This window comes from Flavisolibacter nicotianae (assembly GCF_003628535.1).
GTDB lineage: Bacteria > Bacteroidota > Bacteroidia > Chitinophagales > Chitinophagaceae > Flavisolibacter > Flavisolibacter nicotianae.
The window spans coordinates 16236-34361 of sequence record NZ_RBCI01000017.1 but is presented as its reverse complement, the minus strand read 5'-3'; the positions used below and the strand labels follow the sequence as shown (position 1 = coordinate 34361).

Here is an 18126-nt window from a genome sequence, read left to right as displayed (position 1 = left end):
CTCACTCATTCATCACTCATCACTCATCATTCAACTCCCTCCCTGATTTTTGAGCCCGGGTTATTTAATTTTTTGGTGAGCATGCTGCGGTCAAATACGCTGTGCTCAAAGTTTTGTCCCATTTGGATGGCGCCAGTCGGGCAAGCCTCCACGCAGAGGCCGCACATGGTACACAGCTCCAGGTGGTACACGAAGGTGTCGAGGGCTTTTTTCTTCTTGCCTTCGGGTGTCAGTTCAAACTTGGTAATGATCTTGATGGTGGCATTCGGACAAGCCAGTTCACAGGCCGTGCAACCGGTGCAGGCATGCTCGTTATTCTCGTCGTGCGGCATGATCACTTCGCCACGAAACCGTTCGGCCATTTTAAGCGTGTCGCGGTTGTCAGGATATTGCTCGGTGATGATCTCCTTTGGGTGCACAAAATAGTAGCCGGTCCGCTTCATGCCCGTAAACAGCGATTTTGTGGCGTTAAAGATGTCCGAGAGGTATTCTTTGATAAACATGAAAGTTTTGTGTTTAGGGTTTAGTATTTTGAGTTGACGAGTCTCTGTTTTTATATTTAGTCCCCTTATATTCAGAAATGTTTAAGTATTTTATCCAGGCACCTAGTTTGTTGCCGATATCCTCAGTTAGCTTGTAGAGCTGGGCGAACTTTTCTTCTTCTATGTATTTCCTGTCCAAAAGCCGATACAATTGGGATCTAACTTCAGCACAAGATGCTTTTGCGATGGTTAAGAAATTTATGAACTCAATCCTGCCACCTCTTTCAAAGCCTTCGGCTATATTGTCCATAATAGAACCTGCGGCTGCATTGATTTGATCCCTGAAACGGTAATCCTTACTGAGAGCCGTCTCAGAAGAAATCAGAAATACTTCGCTGGCAAGCATTCGGGCCTTTTGCCAGGCTTCTATTTCTTCAAATTTTTTTATCGTAGCCATCATTTTGTTTTTTTATGAACCCAAAACACAAAACCTAAAACTCGAAATTTAAAAATGCCAGCCCAGTATTGCAATCAGCGTCACCAACAGCAGGTTGAACAAACTGATGGGCAACAGGTATTTCCATTCCAGGTTCAGTAGCTGGTCCACACGCAATCGTGGAAAAGTCCAGCGGAACCACATGATCAAAAAGATCAAAAACAATGTTTTTCCAAAAAACCAAACCGAAGACGGGATGTAATCCATGATGTGGTTGAACCCCTGCCAGCCACCAATGTGCAGCGGCATCCAGCCGCCCAGGAAAATGGTGGCGCCAATGGCGCACACAATAAAAATGTTGATGTATTCCGCCAGGAAGAACAAGGCGAACTTCATCCCCGAATATTCGGTGTGAAATCCCGCTGTCAATTCCGATTCGGCTTCTGCCAGGTCAAACGGTGCCCGGTTGGTTTCGGCCGTTGCGGCAATAATGAAAATCACAAAAGCGATGATCACAGGAATGTGTCCTTTCAAAATCCACCAGCCGTTTTGCTGTGCATTGATGATGTCCGTAATCTGTAAGCTGCCGCTCAGCACCACAATGCAAAGAATGGAAAGTCCTGCCGAGAGTTCATAGCTCACGATTTGCGCCCCGCTGCGCATGGCACCCAGCAGGGAATACTTGTTGTTGCTGGCCCATCCCGCCATCAAAATACCGATCACCGAAAGGGAAGAAACCGCTGAGATATAGAGCACACCAATGTTGATATCCCAGATCTGAAAACCGTTGGCAAATGCAATTGGCGCCAGCAGCAGCATTCCCACAATCATCACCACAAAAGGCGCCAGGTTGAACAGGAATTTATCCGCGCCGTCAGGTGTTAATCCTTCTTTCAAGATCAGCTTCAGCGTATCGGCCGAGGTTTGAAAAAGTCCCATCGGTCCAACACGGTTAGGACCTAAACGGATCTGCATGTGTGCTGCCACTTTCCGCTCCATCCACACCAGCATCAAACCCAGTACGGCAAAGAGACCAATCGCCAGCAGGATCACGATCAGGCTTTCAACGATCACCACCCATGTTGCTGGCAGGTTTGCAGTCAGCCAGTTTTGAATCCAATTTGTTATGCCTTGTAAACTAAACATAAGAGTTTGGGGTTTGGAGTCTGGGGTTTGGCGTTTAGAGAGCACAATGTCTACCGCCAATACCCAGGCAGTTATTATCTGTCAATATCCGGGATCACCAAATCCAGTGTGCCCATGGTTGCCATCAGGTCGCCGATCTTGCTGCCGCGAACCATGTGGTCCAAAGCAGAAAGATTGGAGAAACCCGGTGAACGGAATTTTATTCTGTAGGGCGTCGTTCCGCCTTCACTCACAATGTATACACCCAACTCCCCTCTTGCCGTTTCCACCCTTGAATAAAACTCACCCTTCGGCAGTTTCAGCACCGCCTTGGTCTTTGCTTGGAAATCACCTTCCGGAATGCCATCAATCAGTTGCTCAATAATGCGGATGGACTGTTTCATTTCCGCAATGCGAACCAGGTAACGGGCAAACGAATCACCCTCCGTTTGAAGCACTTCATCAAATTCGACCTGGCTGTACACCTCGTAAGGAGACAATTTGCGGATATCGCAGTTCACGCCACTGGCTCTTGCCACCGGCCCCGAGCAACCGAAGGAAATGGCGTCCTCTTTCGACAGGTAGCCAATGCCTTTCATGCGGTTCTGAAAAATGACGTTGCCGGTCACCAGTTCATCGTATTCGTCAATGTGATCTTTGAAGAGCTGAATGAAAGCTTTGACCTTCCGAACAAAATCAGGATGAAGATCAGCCATCACCCCTCCCGGCACCATGTAGTTCATCGTGAGTCGTGCGCCGCAGGTTTCTTCCATGATCTCATTGATGGTCTCCCGTTCACGGAACGCATAGAAGAACGGTGTAAAGGCGCCAAGATCCATCGCCATGGCTCCCCACCACAGTTCGTGGGAAGCAACACGGGTCAGTTCGTCCATGAGTACCCGGATGTACTGGGCCCGCTGCGGCACTTCAATCTGCATGGCCTTTTCCACCGTCATGGCACAAGCGTGGTTGTTGATGTGCGCCGAGAGGTAATCCATGCGGCTTGTGACGTAAATGAATTGCCGGTACGTGAGGCTCTCGCACATTTTCTCGATGGAGCGGTGAATGTATCCTAAGTGTGGTTCTACTTTTTTGATGGTCTCCCCATTCAGCGTGATCACCAGGTGCAGTACACCGTGTGTTGCCGGGTGTTGCGGTCCTACATTGATAACCAACTCTCCTTCCGAACCGTTGGCGGCTGTTTGGGTGGTGTCTTTCAGTATCTGTGTTTCTGTGTACATGAACCAGTTTGAAGTTTATGGTTTTTCGTATTTGGTTCTTCTAATTCGACATTCGCTATTCCTTGTTCACCTGTTCTGTAGTTTGCTGACACGCCGGTGACGTGTCCCTACATTCCCCTGCCCTCTTTTTGATTTGTTCGCCTGTTCTCCTTTTTCCTAAAGTCTGATCATGTTGACGGGGTCTTCAAAATCCTTTCGTAGCGGGTATCCTTCGAAATCATCCGTCAGGATCAGCTTCCGTAAGTCGGGATGGTTGATGAAGTTCACGCCAAACAGTTCGGCCACTTCCCGCTCGTGGAATTCCGCCGTGCGCCAGATGTCCGAAACCGTTTCGATTTGTGCATCGCCCCGGTCAACTTTTGCTTTGACAACGATCGTGTGCCGGTGCGAGGTAGACGTCAGGTGATAAACCATTGTCAGATGTGCCTTCCAGTCAATACAGGTCAGGCAAAAGAGGTAATCCATGTCAAACGGCGCATTGCGGATCCACTGTGCCAGCCGCCGCCATTGTGCCGCTTCGATATTAATGTTCAGCCATTCGCCGGTTTCGTCATAGGTCGCCGAAGGCAATATGCTGGTGATAAACTCTTTGATCTCTTCGTTTGTCATGATGCAAGTTTTTGCGTACGGATTTGCTCCCTGGTCCAGCCCTGCTTAATTTTTTCCTGCAGCGCAATCAGCGCATGCAAGAGTGCTTCAGGCCGTGGTGGACAACCGGGGATGTACACATCCACCGGGATCACGTGGTCGGCGCCTTTTACCACTGAATACGTATTGTAAAAGAAAGGTCCGCCGCTGATGGCGCAGGCACCCATCGCAATCACGTATTTCGGATCGGCCATCTGGTCGTACAGGCGTTTCAGCACAGGCGCCATTTTGTTCACGATCGTTCCGGCAATGATGATCACATCAGCCTGCCGTGGCGTGGCCCTCGCCACTTCAAAACCAAAGCGGGAAAAATCGTATTTGCTCGACGCCACACTCATCATCTCGATGCCGCAGCAGGAGGTGGCAAACGTGAGCGGCCACAGCGAATTGGAGCGGGCCCAGTTCATCACATCCTGGATGGTGGAGGCGATAATACCGCCGCCGGGGCCTTCAATGATCTGGCCGGGAAAATCCTTGTTGCGTTCCCGGATTTGTTCTCTTACATCCATTTCAACGCTCCTTTTTTATGGGCATACAAAAAGCCCATGAACAGAATAAAAATGAAGATGCCGATCTCTACCAGCGCCGTGATGCCGATCTTCTTTACCACTACAGCCCAGGGGTACATGAATATGAGTTCCACATCGAAAATGAGGAAGAGCAGGGCGAACAGGTAGTAGCCGACATTGAACTGGTGCCAGGGCGAGGTGTTGGTGGGAATACCGCATTCGTAAGGCTGGCCTTTCTGCGGATTCTTGCTTCCCTTGTTGAACAATCTTCCGGCGAGGATGCCGCCTGCAGAAAAAAGTACGGCGGCAAGAGTTAACACAATGAGTGAGAATGCTCCCATAACGGATAATTTAGTGAATAGCAGGATAGCGATCGCTTTGGTAATTTACGACATCAACGTCTTTTTTTAAAAATCTCTACAGAATCGTCCAAGTTTTATCGCCGGAAAGGATTTTGCCCAGCGGTGTCTTCCCTGCCCTGTACGCTACTTTCTTCGACAGGTCGGTCAGCGACTCATCGTAGGTCGGACGTTCATCGGCGTAGATCACGCCAAAGGGCCGCGGAAAATGAACACCGGCAAACGTAGTATCGAAAAACCGGGCAATGAGGTTGGCTTTTGTCTTGTCTTTTTCGTCGTGCACCCACAGGTCGTTGTGGCACTCGTCGTTCACGTCGAAGATCTCCGGCACCAATCCGTTCAGGCGAATGCCTTTTTGGTTGTGCTCGCCAAAAATGAGCGGCTTGCCATGTTCGAGGAAGAGCGCTTCTTCTTTTTTGGTTTCCTTGTCGGAAAAAGCAAAGAAGGCACCGTCGTTGAAAACGGGACAGTTTTGATAGACTTCAACAAAGGAAGTTCCTTTATGCTGGTGGGCTCTTTTGAGCACGGTCTGCATTTGTTTCGGATCGCGGTCCTGCGTTCTCGCTACAAACGATGCCTTGGCTCCCAATGCCAGTTCGGCCGGATTAAAGGGCTCTTCGATGGAGCCGTAAGGAGACGTTTTGGTGATTTTCCCCTTTTCCGATGTGGGAGAATATTGACCTTTGGTCAAACTGTAAATCTGGTTGTTGAACAGCAAATAGTTTACATCAAAATTCTTTCGCATCAGGTGAATGAAATGGTTGCCACCGATGGAAAGGGCGTCGCCGTCACCGGAAATAATCCAGACACTCAAATCCGGGTTCGCGGCTTTTACCCCCGATGCAATAGCGGCTGCACGGCCATGGATGGAGTGCATGCCATACGTATCCATGTAATAGGTAAACCGCGACGAGCAACCGATGCCGGAAATGAACACAAAGTTTTCCTTCGGCACACCCAGTTCCGGAAACACGGTTTGCACTTGTTTCAGGATGGAGTAGTCGCCGCAACCGGGACACCACTTCACGTCCATGTCCGGTGCAAAATCTTTGGGCGACAGCTTAAAATCATTTGTTTGGGTCAGCGTTTCCATGCCTCAGGCGTTTAGCAGTTCAAGAATTTTTTCTTTCAGTTCGATCGTAGTGAACGGCAGTCCCTGTACTTTGGAATAGCCGGTAGCAGGCAGTAAAAATTTTGCCCGGATCAGTTGCAGCAACTGGCCACTGTTCATTTCTGGGATCAGCACATGGTTGAAGTTGTGCAGCAGTTCACCCAGGTTTTTCGGGAAAGGATTGATGTGCCGCAGGTGAACGTGTGCTACATCGAAACCTTCCTGCAGCAGTTCTTTCACTGCCGTTTTGATGGCGCCGTATGTAGATCCCCATCCCAGTACCACCAGCCTTGCTCCTTCCCGGCCGCTGTCCGGTAATGCCAGCGGAATAAGGTCTTCGATCTTTTTGACTTTTGTGGCCCGCAGGCGAACCATTTTTTCGTGGTTCAGCGGGTCATACGAAACATTACCGGTGTCGGCCTGTTTTTCCAGTCCACCGATGCGGTGTTCCAGTCCCGATGTTCCCGGTTTGATCCAGGAACGCACAAACAATTCATCACGCTTATACGGAAGCAGCTTTTCGCCTTCGGGGAGTTTTTCCAAAAATCGCGGGGTAATGTCTGCAAGGTCTTCCACTGCCGGAAAGCGCCAGGGCTCGGAGCCGTTGGCAATGTAGCCGTCGCTTAAAAAGATCACGGGAGTCATGTGCTCCACCGCCAGTTTGCAGGCTTCAAAAATGGTGTCAAAGCAATCGGAAGGTGAATGCGCAGCCAGTACCGGAAGCGGTGCTTCGCCGTGGCGGCCATACATGGCCTGCAACAAATCGGCTTGCTCCGTTTTCGTCGGCAAACCGGTAGAAGGCCCGCCTCGCTGCACATTCACTACTACAAGGGGCAGTTCCAACATGGTTGCGAGTCCAAGGGCTTCTGTCTTCAGCGACATGCCGGGACCGGAGGTTGTGGTAACGGCCAGATCACCCACATACGAAGCGCCTATAGCCGAACAAATGCCGGCGATCTCGTCTTCCGCCTGAAAGGTTTTGATGTCGTTGGCTTTGTACTTCGATAACTCCTGCAGAATGTCCGTCGCCGGTGTGATGGGATAGGAACCAATGAAAAGCGGCAGAGCGGCCTTTTCTGCAGCAGCCACCAGCCCGATGGCTGTGGCCTGATTGCCGGTAATATTCCGATACGTTCCCGGAGGCAGTTTTGCCGGGGCAACCTTGAACTGCGTCGGGAAAATCTCGGTGTTCTCGCCATAGTTCCAGCCCGCCTGCAGCACCTTGATGTTGGCGTCTGCGATCTCCGGCTTCTTCGCAAATTTTTCCCTGATAAAATTCACGGTATAGGCTAGCTGTTTGTCAAACATCCAGAAAAGCAGGCCCAGCACAAACATGTTCTTCGACCGGTCGATCTCTTTTGTTCCCAAACCCGATCCCACCAGGCATTCTTTCGTTAGCCTGGTGACATCTACTTTGTGTACAATGTAGTTATCGAGCGATCCGTTTTCGAGCGGATTTGCGCCTTCAGGATATTTTGCCAGCAGCAGGTTTTTGGCATCAAAGCCCTGCGTATTGGCGATGATGATTCCACCGCGTTTCAGCCGGGGCAGATCCACTTTCAGCGCAGCGGCGTTCATGGCCACCAGCACGTCGTACTGGTCGCCGGGAGTGTAAATTTCCGTGCTGCCAAAGTGCACCTGGAAGCCGGAAACGCCGGCAACGGTTCCCTGTGGCGCACGGATCTCGGAAGGATAATCCGGGAAGGTGCTCAGGTCATTCCCCAGCAGGGCCGCCGTGTCGGTGAACTGCATGCCGGTGAGTTGCATGCCATCGCCGGAGTCGCCGGTGAAGCGCACCACCACTTTGTCAACTTGCTTTACCTGGAGCTTTTTTTCTACCGCTTCCATATACAAAAATTAAGCGTGTAAGGATTCTTTTTTTGCCAGCAACTCTTCTTTTGTTTCGGCAAAATCTTCATCGGGCACACAGCAATCAACCGGACAAACGGAAGCGCACTGCGGCTCTTCGTGAAAGCCCTGGCATTCGGTGCACTTGTTGGGCACGATATAATAATGGTCGGCTGACAGTGGTGCCAGGCGTTGTTGTGCAGTGACAACGGTGCCGTCTTTCAGTACATAAGATTGCGTAACATTGGTCCCATCGGCAATGGTCCACGCTACGCCGGATTCATAAATAGCATGATTGGGACATTCGGGTTCGCAAGCGCCGCAGTTGATGCATTCGTCGGTAATTTTGAGAGCCATACGTTTTGGGTTTAAGCAGTTCGAAAAATATTTCTGTGCACTAAAGGAAGTCCCAATCCGGTTCAAACGGCATGAGAAAAGTCAGTCAAAAAACTGATTTATGCTCACCATAATTTCCATTTGTTTTTCAACCTTGGTCTGGTCAAAACGGCTGCCCTTTTTGCGACAGCCCCTCTCCGTTTACCGAAATACGATCAACATGAATGAACGAATCACGCAATTTCTGCAAGCACAAAAAGTAGCAACCGTTTGTTGTGTGGATGAAGAAAACAATCCCTACTGCTTCAACTGTTTTTATGCCTTTGATGAAACCCGCCTACTTCTTTATTTTAAAACATCTGCAGCAACACGGCACGCCCATTTACTCGCCAGCAATCCAACTGTTGCCGGTACGGTTCAGCCAGACAAACTCAACACGCTGGCGGTTCGGGGAATACAGTTTACCGGGCAGGTGATGGACCCTGACAAACCGATCGCTATCGACGCTTCTGCAAGCTATCACAAACGCTTCCCGTTTGCCGTAGCCATGAACGGTGATGTGCTGACCATAAAACTCACTGCCATAAAAATGACCGACAACACCCTGAGCTTTGGAAAAAAACTCCTGTGGGAACTGGAACCGGCACATCCCACCCTCGTGCCCAACAATATTGTCAGCAATTAAAAAATTAGCAACATGCAAACGCTTACAGCCCCCATGCCCGTTACCGTTAGCCCGGCAAAAAAAGCAATCCTGTCTGTGATGGATGGTAACGAAGCCGCAGCCTACATTGCGTACAAGACAAGCGAGGTCTGTGCCATTTATCCTATCACGCCTTCATCGCCGATGGGTGAATGGAGCGACGAATGGAGCAGCGACAACCGCACCAACATCTTTGGCCAGGTGCCAAAAATCATAGAGATGCAAAGCGAAGCCGGTGCTGCCGGCGCCATTCACGGTGCCTTGCAGGGCGGCGCCCTCGCATCAACCTTTACCTGTTCGCAGGGATTGCTGTTGATGATCCCTAATATGTACAAGATCGCCGGAGAACTGACACCAACCGTGTTTCACATTGCAGCAAGAGCGCTGGCTACACATGCCCTGTCCATCTTTGGCGATCACAGCGACGTAATGGCCGTTCGCTCCACCGGATTTGCACAATTGTTTGGTGCCAGCCCGCAACAGGCCCACGATATGGCCCTGATTGCCACAGCGGCCACACTTCGTTCCCGTATACCGTTCCTGAATGTTTTTGATGGATTCCGCACCTCGCACGAACTAAATGAAGTGGAGGTGCTCCCCGATGACATCATCCGGCAAATGATACATATGGAAGACGTGGAACGGCACCGCAACCGCTCGCTTAATCCATCGACTCCGTTCATCCGCGGAACTGCACAGAATCCTGATGTCTTTTTCCAGAGCTGTGAAGCGGTCAATGGATTCCACTGGCAGGTACCGGAAATCGTAGAAGAAACCATGCAGGCATTTTCCGCCTTAACGGGACGCACGTACAAGCTGTTTGACTATCATGGTCATCCGGATGCAGAACGTGTCATTATCATTATGGGTTCCGGTGCCGGAACAGTGGAAGAAACCGTTGATTACCTGGCCAACCGCGGCGAAAAAGTTGGTTTCCTGCACGTACATCTTTTCCGGCCATTCTCTGTAAAGCATTTCCTCTCCGCGCTGCCGGTAACCGTTAAAGCAATTGCCGTATTGGATCGCTGTAAAGAAACCGGCGCCATTGGCGAACCGCTTTATATGGATGCGGTGAATGCTTTGCACAGCGGTTGGGAAGAAGAAATGCCAGGGATCATCGGCGGACGCTATGGGCTTGCTTCAAAAGAATTTACACCTGCCATGGTGAAAGCGGTATTTGACGAGCTTGCCAAACAAAAGCCGAAGAGAAACTTCACCGTTGGCATTGAAGACGACGTAACCTTTACCAGTCTTTCCTATGACAAGACATTTTCACTGGAAGACCAGCATCTGTTCCGCGGCCTTTTCTTTGGTCTTGGTGCAGACGGCACCGTGAGTGCGAACAAGAATACCATCAAGATCATTGGTGAAGTAACGGACAACCATGTGCAGGGTTATTTTGTCTATGATTCAAAAAAATCCGGTTCGCTAACGACGTCGCACCTGCGGTTCAGTGAAAAACCCATCCAGTCGACATACCTGATTAACTCCGCCAATTTTATTGCCTGTCACCATTTTCATTACCTGGAGAAATACGACATTTTGAAAGATGCCGTTCACGGTGCAACATTTCTGCTGAATTCACCTTTTGAAAATGACAAAGTGTGGGAGCAGCTGCCCAAAAAGATCCAGGAAGAGATCAGGGAAAAAGAACTGCGGCTATTTGTGATCAACGCCTCGCGGGTAGCCAGGGAAACGGGCATGGGTTCACGCATCAACGCCATTTTGCAAACCTGCTTTTTTGCCATCAGCAATGTGATGCCAAGAGAAGAAGCCATCGAATACATCAAAAAAGGCATTCGCAAATCCTATGGCCGCAAAGGCGAAGTGGTGGTGCAGAAAAACTTTGATGCGGTAGATAAAACACTGGACAACCTGTTCGAGGTAGATTATTCCATGTACTCCGTAGGCAACAAGGAAATAGAAACCATCAGCGCCAACGACGCACCGGCCTTTGTACAGAATGTGCTCACACGGATCATTGCCGGAGAAGGCGATGAACTTCCGGTTAGCGCCTTCCCCGCCGACGGCACTTATCCATCCGGCACAACCAGGTACGAAAAACGCAACATTGCTGAACAGGTGCCCGTTTGGGATCCGACGTTGTGCTCACAGTGCGGCAAGTGCTTTTTTGTATGTCCGCATGCCGCCATTCGGCCAAAAGTGTACAGCAACGTGCAGTTGGAAAACGCACCGGCCTATTTCAAGCACACGACGCCAATCGGCAAGGAATTTTTCAAAGACACCGAATCCTATACGTTGCAGGTTTCCACGGAAGACTGCACCGGCTGTAACCTTTGTTACGAAGTATGCCCGATCGAAAGCAAAACGGAGCCGGGTCACAAGGCCATCAATATGCATGATGCCATGCCATTAAAGGAGACAGAAAGGCAAAACTGGGATTTCTTTCTTTCCCTCCCCGATATCGACCGCACAAGAGTAAACCGTAACACCGTGAAAGGCTCACAGTTCCTGGAGCCGCTCTTCGAGTTCTCCGGCGCCTGCAGCGGCTGTGGCGAAACGCCGTACCTGAAACTGCTCACGCAACTCTTTGGCGACCGAATGCTAGTGGCCAACGCCACGGGTTGTTCTTCCATCTTTGGCGGCAACCTGCCCACCACACCCTGGACTCACAACAGCGAAGGCTGCGGACCGGCATGGGCCAACTCCCTGTTTGAAGACAATGCTGAATTCGGACTGGGCATCAAACTGGCCAACGACCAGAAGCGAGAGTATGCAAGAAAGCTGCTGACTGAATTGAAAGCACGAATTGGCGAAGAACTGGCCGACGAGATCCTGGCAAATGAAGAAACGGCCGAATCGGATGTGATCCGGCAACGGCAGCAGGTGAACGAACTGAAAAAGCGGCTGCGCCTTTTGGATGTACCGGAAGCGATGACCCTTCTGACTATTGCCGATGCCCTGCAGAAAAAATCCATGTGGATTGTGGGCGGTGATGGCTGGGCCTATGACATTGGCTTCAGCGGTTTGGACCATGTGCTGTCAACCGGCGAGAACATCAACATCCTGGTGCTGGACACCGAAGTGTACTCCAACACTGGCGGCCAAAAGTCAAAGTCAACACCGATCGGTGCCAGCGCAAAGTTTTCCATCAAGGGAAAAACAACCGGCAAAAAAGACCTGGCCCTGCAGGCCATCGCACATGGAACAGCTTATGTGGCGCAGATCGCGATGGGAGCCAACGACGTGCATGCCCTGAAAACAATTCTTGAGGCAGAAGCTTATCCTGGCCCCTCCATCATCATCGCGTACAGCCATTGCATCTCGCACGGCTACGATATGTGTCATGGCATCGAGCAACAGAACCGGGCCGTGAATTCGGGTTACTGGCCGCTGTTTCGCTTCAACCCGCTCAAGGACAAAGGACAACGTTTTTCCATCGACAGCAAAACGCCGGCTGTAGCGCTGGAAGAGTTCCTTTATCACGAAAACCGCTTTGCGACGATCAGGAATAATTTCCCGGAAAAAGGAGTTGAATTTTTGGAAAAAGCAAACGACATCGTCAAAAACCGGTGGGAAAAACTACAGGTATTGAAGGAACTATAAAAAGGTGATGATTGTTTTCGGCTTGTCCGAAAAAAGGAGTGCGTGGATTGGTCCGGTGGATCAATCCACTTTTTTTGTTGGGGAATTTGAAGGTTGAGATTAGCTGTGGAATGGTAAATTTTTCACTACGAAAAACAGTGATGTAAAAGTTGGGAAAAAGCGGAAGTGTATTTTCGAAATGCTGGTAAGCCTGAATGAAATCCAGGTGGATTGTTCAACAATTCATTGCAAAGGAGGACGACCGCCTGCTTTATCGATGTCGGTAATATCCTATCGAATTCAGACGAAGGAGAGAGCGGGATTTCTTAAAAGACGTAAGAAACAGAGAGCGCAGCATGGATATTTTTCCCATCGTTATCGCGTTCCCATTGGTAATTAATTGAATTGACCCATGCCAGCCGTGCATCGTAGAGGAAATGATTTTGACGCCAGCTTTTGTTCAACTGAATGGATATATCAACCCAGTGGCGCCAGTATTCACCCGTGGAAGCAAAGGCGGAGTAATAAAAATCATTGTTGTGCACTACTCGTTCCAACTGAATGCCGGTTTGCCGCAGGCCGTTGATCCATTTCAATCCAAGGCTTTGGCTGTTGCCGCCTGGCCCGATGCCCGCGCCAATGATTTGCCCCAATTGCGTATAGCCGTCGCGGGCCCTGTTGTGCGTGTACCAGCTTTGTTGTTCTCGCACCAGTTGCGTGGTTGGTAATTGCAGGTTGGTGAGCTCAAACGTCAGCTCCAGGTCGCCGTTTTTGCGGGTCGGAAACAACTTCCGTAATCCAATTGTAAAAGCGCTGGAATGCTCCGGCTCCATGACCAGGTCTCTTGAATTTCCGGCATGATCATTCCGGCCAAATTCTGCATAGACCTCCGCTTTTTCTTTTGGAAGCAGCAGGCGGAAAAAGATGCTGAACAACTGGTCTCGTCCCAGCGAGTCTTCGTTGACCGCATCCGCCACGCTCCCCTTGAAAACCTGTCCGATAACAGGCAAATAGCCGTTGAACGAAGAGCGCATATTGCTCCTGTTGACATAAAAGACACGGGAAAGTCCGAGAAATAAACCTTTTGTCCACTTTGGCTGCAAGCTCAAGACCATGCCGTTCAAATAGCGGTCTCCGCCAGGTTTTTGTTGGTAAATCGGCTTGCCATTTAACCGCCGGTTTGTATCCGGAAGCAAGTAGCCGGACTGTTGCAGCAAACCGCTGACCAGTTGACCTTCGAGCGTTCCGAACGGCAACTGTAGCGGCTCCGTGGTATTGAACGTGAGATGCGGAAAGCCCGGTGCATTGTTGCTCATGATGAGGGCATTTCTGACTCCCGGTCCCCACCACAGGTTTTCGGTGGATATGCCAAGCGAAAACTTTTTCAACTGAAACCGAAGACTCGACTGGCCAGGAAAGAATTTCCGGTAAGCCCGGCTCCCAAACCGTTCCGGTGCATCAATGATGTTTGAATAAAGAGAATAGTAACTGGCCCAAAGCGAATCGGAAAATTGCGCCGGGAAACCCGGGAATGCGCTGTTTTGTGCAAATACAAATTCGGGTTGTACCTGTAGGCTAAAATGACCTGCTTGGGCAAAAAAACCGGCCGACACCAGGCTTTGATAACCTTTTGCCTGGATCATTGCCCCGTCATTTCTTCCAAACGGATGATGCGTGTTGTATTGCTGTTTTACGGTTAGAGGCAGTAACAGGAATTGCCTGTTTCCAGAAATATTAAGAAGAGGTGTGGTGAAGGAAAGTTCATCCTGTTTCGTACTGCTTGCCTGCCGGGATAAAGCCGAAAGCGATAGCGGCCGTATGGTGAAAGAAACATTGGTATCGGCCTCTCCCCTGACCTGTTTTAGTCGCCAGGATTCGTCGAGCAACGGCGTACCCAAAGGCACTACCTGCGAGCGACCCACCTTGCAAAGAAGAAAAAAAAGAACAGCGAAAGCGATGCAATTTTTCATGGCGGACCTAAGCATCAATAGTTAGTAGGCATTTTTTTCACCCTTTACGGCATTGACCACGGTTTGCAAAATGATCTGCAGATCCAGCCAAAAGGTCCAGTTTTCGATATACCAGAGATCGTACTGAATCCGTTTCCGCATCGAACCGTTCGCCTTTGTTTCTCCACGGTAGCCGTTCACCTGAGCCAAGCCGGAGATCCCTGGTTTTACCCAGTGCCGCATCATGTATTTTTCCACACAGTCTTTCGACTCAATGTTCAACGGAACCGGGTGCGGACGGGGACCAATGACGGACATAGAACCCAAAAGAACATTGATGAATTGAGGCAATTCATCCAAACTTGTCTTACGCAGGAAACTGCCGATCGGAGTAAGGCGTGGATCATTTTTCCTGGCTTGCTGGTACCGGCCCTCCGCGTCTACGTCCTGGCTCGCCGCCATCATGGTCCTGAATTTCAGGCAAACAATGCTTTTGTTGTTCAGGCCCCAGCGTTCCTGTTTAAAAAACACCGGTCCCCGCGAGGTACACTTGATGATAAGGGCAAGGATGGGAAATAACCAACTGGCTACGAAAACCAGGAAAAAAAAGGAAAAGAAAATATCGAAGGTGCGCTTGTAAATACGGAGGTCAATCGAATCGAGTGGAAGCGACCGAAGCGTTACCATCGACAACGAACCCATACGGTCGACATGCATCCGCTCGTTACCAAATGTTTCGTAATTGTGGATCAGGCGTACCCGTTTGCCTTCGCGTTCGGCAATGGCGACAATCCGTTTAATCTTTGTTTCCTGCGTAATGGGTAGTGTTACAACGATATCATCCAGTTCATGTTGTTCAATCACCCTGTTGATATCGGCTGTTTTACCGAGATAGTGCCCGTTTAAGAATGCCTTTGACTCATCATCGACAAAGCCTGTTAGTTGATAGCCGTATTGATGGTCGCGAACATAATTGTCGTAAAATTCAAGACCCGTTTTACCGGCCCCGACGATCAGGACTTTCCGCAACATATTGTTGCTATTCCAGAGACGCTTGAAAAGTACGCGGATGAGAACTTTTTGTGCTGGTAGAAGAAAAAAACCGAGCGCAGCCTGTAATAAAAACTGGTGCTTGCCATACGGGTAACTGGCAAATACCTGGAAGGCAATAAAGGAGGTGACAAGAACATATAAGCCAAAGGCTTTCAGGAACATGACCCACTCGATGGAAAACTGTCGGAAACGCAGATCGCCGTACAAACCAAAAGCCCTGGCACAAAAAAGCCAGGCCAATGTACTGGTCAGCAACACCAGCAGAAATGGCGAAAAAGCATTGACAGTATCCGGTAAATTAAAATGGCTTTGTACACCAATAATGATTGCATTCAGGAGAGCAAGGTCCATAATCATTTTGGCACGCACCAGTATCACAGATTCTCTAAGCATGGCTCGGTGTTTTCAGTAGGTTTTGCGGCAGCTCCAACTGCAAGCCAATCAAATTCATTAGAAAATAAGAGGACAATCAAATCACTGAAATACCCGACACAGACCTCTTTGAAATCCTTGAAATGCAGTTAGTTTGGGACTCAAACATACGTTAATTTGGGCATTTACAAACAACAAACACCAATCTTTTTTCGCCCGGCTCGCTAACGGTGAAGCCCGCATTACAATGTGCTAACGATTGGAGTCATTTCTCTGCTTTTGTAAACAGCCCGGAGTCAAAAATAATATTTTATTTTAATTTGTAAATAGGCCTTGCTTTCGTTCCGATGCCGGTAGGTAGAATTTGAATAATTTGCCGTAAATGGCGGTATTGGAGAAAGGGAATCAGGAGAAATTCAGGTTCCGTTTTAAAAAGAAACGGAAAAAACTTTTCATGTGAATCATTTTCAGGCGGGAAAAAAGGGGTTTTGCACTGTCCCTGCAATACGCATGGATAGCCGTAATACCGGGATCATAAACAATCGTATACCCTTTCCGTTTTATCCTTGAGCACAGGTCGGCGTCTTCGTAATACATGAAGAAACGCTGATCAAACATGCCGACCTGATGGATGATCTTTTTCCGGGTAAACATAAACGCACCAATCACCCAGTCAACCTCGACAGGAACGGTACTGGAAATATAGCTGAAGACATTATGGTTCTTGTAAAAAGAAAACCGTTGCGCATATTTTTCCAGGCGGAATCCCCTGATAAAAAACGTAAGCAGGGAGGGAAATTTTCTTGCGTTTTCCTGGACTTTGCCATCTTCATAAAACAATCGCGGTGAAACAATGCCGGTTGACGGATTTTTTTCAAAATAATCGATGATAGCTTTGAGATCGGTAGCGGGTGTAAGGATTATATCGGGGTTGAGGATCAGAACAAAGTTTCCCTGTGCCAGCGCAATGCCTTTGTTATTGGCAGTTGCAAACCCGTAATTTTTTTCGTTCCTGATCAACCGCACATTTTGTTTTTGTTGCAGGATAGACTGAGTCGAATCGGTCGAAAGGTTATCGACCACAATAATCTCGTAGGAAAGTCCGTGCAAATTTTGTGTGATAGAGTTCACACACGTCCCGATGTATTTTTCCGAATTGTAGGTTACAATAATAATAGAGAGATCGAGCATTGTTACTGTTCGTTTTTTAGAATTTCACTGTACAAAGACAAAAGGGATTGCTGATACCGCGCCGGTGAATAAAGCAACAGTGCGTTGGCTCTTGCGCTTTGGACAGCACCGGTAAGTTGCGAACGGCGGGAAAGGTAAAGGGCTAGTTTGGAAGCAAGGTCCTGCGCATTTTCGTTTTCGAACAAAAAGCCGCTGCCGATTGCTTCGATAATCTCTTTTTGTCCGCCAAAATTTGATGTAATGACAAAGTTTTCTGCTACGACCCCTTCAATCAAAACCAGGCCCAGCCCCTCTTCGATTCGCGATGGTAAAATCAGAACATGCGACTCCAGTAAGAGTTCGGCCACATCATCGCGAAAGCCGAGCATCTCTATTTTTGCATTTGCCACATTCCGGCACTTGTCGACACTTTCGAGTATTAGTTTTTTATAGTTTCGGTAGTAAGCATTGTCTTTGGGGATATCACCGATGATCCGAAGTTCCACATCTTTTATTCCCTGCTGTACTGCCAACAACTCGAACGCTTTCACTAAAATGTCGAGGCCCTTGATCGGTGCGATCCTGCCAACGAAGCTAACAATGACCCTTTCTGTATCTTTTTGGATGGTTTTGCGCTGATAGGATTCAACATCAATGCAATCGGCAATTGTCGTCAACTTGCCCGCGAATTGCTGCCGTTGCTTTTCTGTAAAATTGGCGTACAGGGCCGTATTGGAAATGCAAACGATTTTTGCAGAAGCGTGTGCAATGTAATGGTAAAGGATCTTTGACAAACGGTTCCTTGTGTTCCAGGCTTCGCGAATATGATAGACAATTTTTACCCCGCTGGCTTGCGCCGCCAGGCTTGGAATCAGCAGGTTGCTCGAGTTGTTGTGAACAAGACCAACGTTGTATTTTTTATAAAAGTAGAGGAAGCGGAAATACCCGGCAATGCATCCAACCAGGTAGCGAAAAATCCGGAAACTAAATATGTCCTTATCAATCGGAAGCGTTTGAGTATACACAATCCTGACATTGTTGCCCGGGAAATCCAATGCTTTTGGCCCCTTAGGGATAAACAGAACAATGGGTACATCTTCGTTACGGTAATGCGACAGGAATGTCTTCAGTACCGTAAATGGTCCCGCAGTTTCGTTATACGCGTTAACGATACCAATGGATTTTTTCCTTTCCTTCATCTAGAATGCCATGCCTTCCTTGTTTTCAAAAGATGAAAT

General features: G+C 49.0%; 16 protein-coding genes. 2 read left to right on the top strand and 14 right to left on the bottom strand.

The genetic code is table 11. The features are described from left to right. Positions 1 to 26 precede the first annotated feature (26 nt). The 10 genes from D6024_RS24810 to D6024_RS24765 form a co-directional block, all read right to left on the bottom strand. Entirely contained in the window at positions 27 to 503 is a 477-nt protein-coding gene (locus D6024_RS24810; protein WP_121357524.1) for a 4Fe-4S binding protein, read from the bottom strand. 13 nt (positions 504 to 516) lie between these two features. After that, on the bottom strand, positions 517 to 942 hold the full coding sequence (locus D6024_RS24805) for a four helix bundle protein (protein ID WP_240410157.1): 426 nt from the start codon (positions 940 to 942) through the stop codon (positions 517 to 519). Positions 943 to 987: 45 nt separating this feature from the next. Then, positions 988 to 2064, bottom strand: a complete 1077-nt coding sequence (nuoH, locus tag D6024_RS24800) for an NADH-quinone oxidoreductase subunit NuoH (RefSeq protein WP_121357523.1) — start codon at positions 2062 to 2064, stop codon at positions 988 to 990. 74 nt (positions 2065 to 2138) lie between these two features. Continuing rightward, the gene (locus tag D6024_RS24795; RefSeq protein WP_121357522.1) at positions 2139 to 3284 is read right to left on the bottom strand and encodes an NADH-quinone oxidoreductase subunit D; all 1146 of its coding nucleotides are present in this window, start codon (positions 3282 to 3284) and stop codon (positions 2139 to 2141) included. 156 nt (positions 3285 to 3440) lie between these two features. Next, positions 3441 to 3893, bottom strand: coding sequence for an NADH-quinone oxidoreductase subunit C (locus tag D6024_RS24790; protein ID WP_121357521.1), 453 nt, complete (start codon positions 3891 to 3893; stop codon positions 3441 to 3443). Beyond that, positions 3890 to 4441 carry an NADH-quinone oxidoreductase subunit B gene (locus D6024_RS24785; RefSeq protein ID WP_121357520.1) on the bottom strand — a complete coding sequence of 184 codons (552 nt, stop codon included), beginning with the start codon at positions 4439 to 4441 and terminating at the stop codon, positions 3890 to 3892. Before D6024_RS24785 ends, D6024_RS24790 begins: the two co-directional genes overlap by 4 nt. Then, complete coding sequence (locus D6024_RS24780) at positions 4432 to 4782, bottom strand: NADH-quinone oxidoreductase subunit A (RefSeq protein WP_121357519.1); 351 nt, start codon at positions 4780 to 4782, stop codon at positions 4432 to 4434. The genes D6024_RS24785 and D6024_RS24780 overlap by 10 nt, the downstream gene beginning before the upstream one ends. Before the next feature lie 76 nt (positions 4783 to 4858). Beyond that, the gene (locus D6024_RS24775) at positions 4859 to 5893 is read right to left on the bottom strand and encodes a 2-oxoacid:ferredoxin oxidoreductase subunit beta (RefSeq protein WP_121357518.1); all 1035 of its coding nucleotides are present in this window, start codon (positions 5891 to 5893) and stop codon (positions 4859 to 4861) included. 3 nt (positions 5894 to 5896) lie between these two features. Then, positions 5897 to 7759: a 2-oxoacid:acceptor oxidoreductase subunit alpha gene (locus D6024_RS24770; RefSeq protein ID WP_121357517.1), complete on the bottom strand. Its 1863-nt coding sequence runs from the start codon at positions 7757 to 7759 to the stop codon at positions 5897 to 5899. A gap of 9 nt (positions 7760 to 7768) precedes the next feature. Beyond that, positions 7769 to 8116: a 4Fe-4S dicluster domain-containing protein gene (locus tag D6024_RS24765; protein WP_121357516.1), complete on the bottom strand. Its 348-nt coding sequence runs from the start codon at positions 8114 to 8116 to the stop codon at positions 7769 to 7771. Positions 8117 to 8315: 199 nt separating this feature from the next. Between D6024_RS24765 and D6024_RS24760 the strand changes: the two genes are divergently transcribed. Together D6024_RS24760 and nifJ are read left to right on the top strand one after the other, a co-directional pair. Next, positions 8316 to 8780: a pyridoxamine 5'-phosphate oxidase family protein gene (locus tag D6024_RS24760; RefSeq protein WP_162945010.1), complete on the top strand. Its 465-nt coding sequence runs from the start codon at positions 8316 to 8318 to the stop codon at positions 8778 to 8780. 12 nt (positions 8781 to 8792) lie between these two features. Beyond that, entirely contained in the window at positions 8793 to 12365 is a 3573-nt protein-coding gene (gene nifJ / locus D6024_RS24755) for a pyruvate:ferredoxin (flavodoxin) oxidoreductase (RefSeq protein ID WP_205573367.1), read from the top strand. A gap of 305 nt (positions 12366 to 12670) precedes the next feature. On the opposite strand, the gene D6024_RS24750 is transcribed toward nifJ, so the two are convergent. From D6024_RS24750 to D6024_RS24735, 4 genes are all read right to left on the bottom strand, one after another. Further along, positions 12671 to 14314, bottom strand: coding sequence for a capsule assembly Wzi family protein (locus tag D6024_RS24750; protein ID WP_162945009.1), 1644 nt, complete (start codon positions 14312 to 14314; stop codon positions 12671 to 12673). A gap of 21 nt (positions 14315 to 14335) precedes the next feature. Further along, a complete protein-coding gene (locus tag D6024_RS24745; RefSeq protein ID WP_121357513.1) occupies positions 14336 to 15739 on the bottom strand; it encodes an undecaprenyl-phosphate glucose phosphotransferase in 1404 nt (467 codons plus the stop codon). A 384-nt stretch (positions 15740 to 16123) separates the two neighbouring features. Beyond that, a complete protein-coding gene (locus D6024_RS24740; protein ID WP_121357512.1) occupies positions 16124 to 16909 on the bottom strand; it encodes a glycosyltransferase family 2 protein in 786 nt (261 codons plus the stop codon). Positions 16910 to 16911: 2 nt separating this feature from the next. Next, a complete protein-coding gene (locus tag D6024_RS24735) occupies positions 16912 to 18087 on the bottom strand; it encodes a glycosyltransferase (RefSeq protein WP_121357511.1) in 1176 nt (391 codons plus the stop codon). Between the last annotated feature and the right edge of the window lie 39 nt (positions 18088 to 18126).

Bases quoted from the DNA above. Each gene is read 5' to 3' on its own strand.
- D6024_RS24810 (WP_121357524.1), bottom strand. From the start codon at position 503: ATGTTTATCAAAGAATACCTCTCGGACATCTTTAACGCCACAAAATCG.
- D6024_RS24805 (WP_240410157.1), bottom strand. From the start codon at position 942: ATGATGGCTACGATAAAAAAATTTGAAGAAATAGAAGCCTGGCAAAAG.
- nuoH (WP_121357523.1), bottom strand. From the start codon at position 2,064: ATGTTTAGTTTACAAGGCATAACAAATTGGATTCAAAACTGGCTGACT.
- D6024_RS24795 (WP_121357522.1), bottom strand. From the start codon at position 3,284: ATGTACACAGAAACACAGATACTGAAAGACACCACCCAAACAGCCGCC.
- D6024_RS24790 (WP_121357521.1), bottom strand. From the start codon at position 3,893: ATGACAAACGAAGAGATCAAAGAGTTTATCACCAGCATATTGCCTTCG.
- D6024_RS24785 (WP_121357520.1), bottom strand. From the start codon at position 4,441: ATGGATGTAAGAGAACAAATCCGGGAACGCAACAAGGATTTTCCCGGC.
- D6024_RS24780 (WP_121357519.1), bottom strand. From the start codon at position 4,782: ATGGGAGCATTCTCACTCATTGTGTTAACTCTTGCCGCCGTACTTTTT.
- D6024_RS24775 (WP_121357518.1), bottom strand. From the start codon at position 5,893: ATGGAAACGCTGACCCAAACAAATGATTTTAAGCTGTCGCCCAAAGAT.
- D6024_RS24770 (WP_121357517.1), bottom strand. From the start codon at position 7,759: ATGGAAGCGGTAGAAAAAAAGCTCCAGGTAAAGCAAGTTGACAAAGTG.
- D6024_RS24765 (WP_121357516.1), bottom strand. From the start codon at position 8,116: ATGGCTCTCAAAATTACCGACGAATGCATCAACTGCGGCGCTTGCGAA.
- D6024_RS24760 (WP_162945010.1), top strand. From the start codon at position 8,316: ATGAATGAACGAATCACGCAATTTCTGCAAGCACAAAAAGTAGCAACC.
- nifJ (WP_205573367.1), top strand. From the start codon at position 8,793: ATGCAAACGCTTACAGCCCCCATGCCCGTTACCGTTAGCCCGGCAAAA.
- D6024_RS24750 (WP_162945009.1), bottom strand. From the start codon at position 14,314: ATGAAAAATTGCATCGCTTTCGCTGTTCTTTTTTTTCTTCTTTGCAAG.
- D6024_RS24745 (WP_121357513.1), bottom strand. From the start codon at position 15,739: ATGCTTAGAGAATCTGTGATACTGGTGCGTGCCAAAATGATTATGGAC.
- D6024_RS24740 (WP_121357512.1), bottom strand. From the start codon at position 16,909: ATGCTCGATCTCTCTATTATTATTGTAACCTACAATTCGGAAAAATAC.
- D6024_RS24735 (WP_121357511.1), bottom strand. From the start codon at position 18,087: ATGAAGGAAAGGAAAAAATCCATTGGTATCGTTAACGCGTATAACGAA.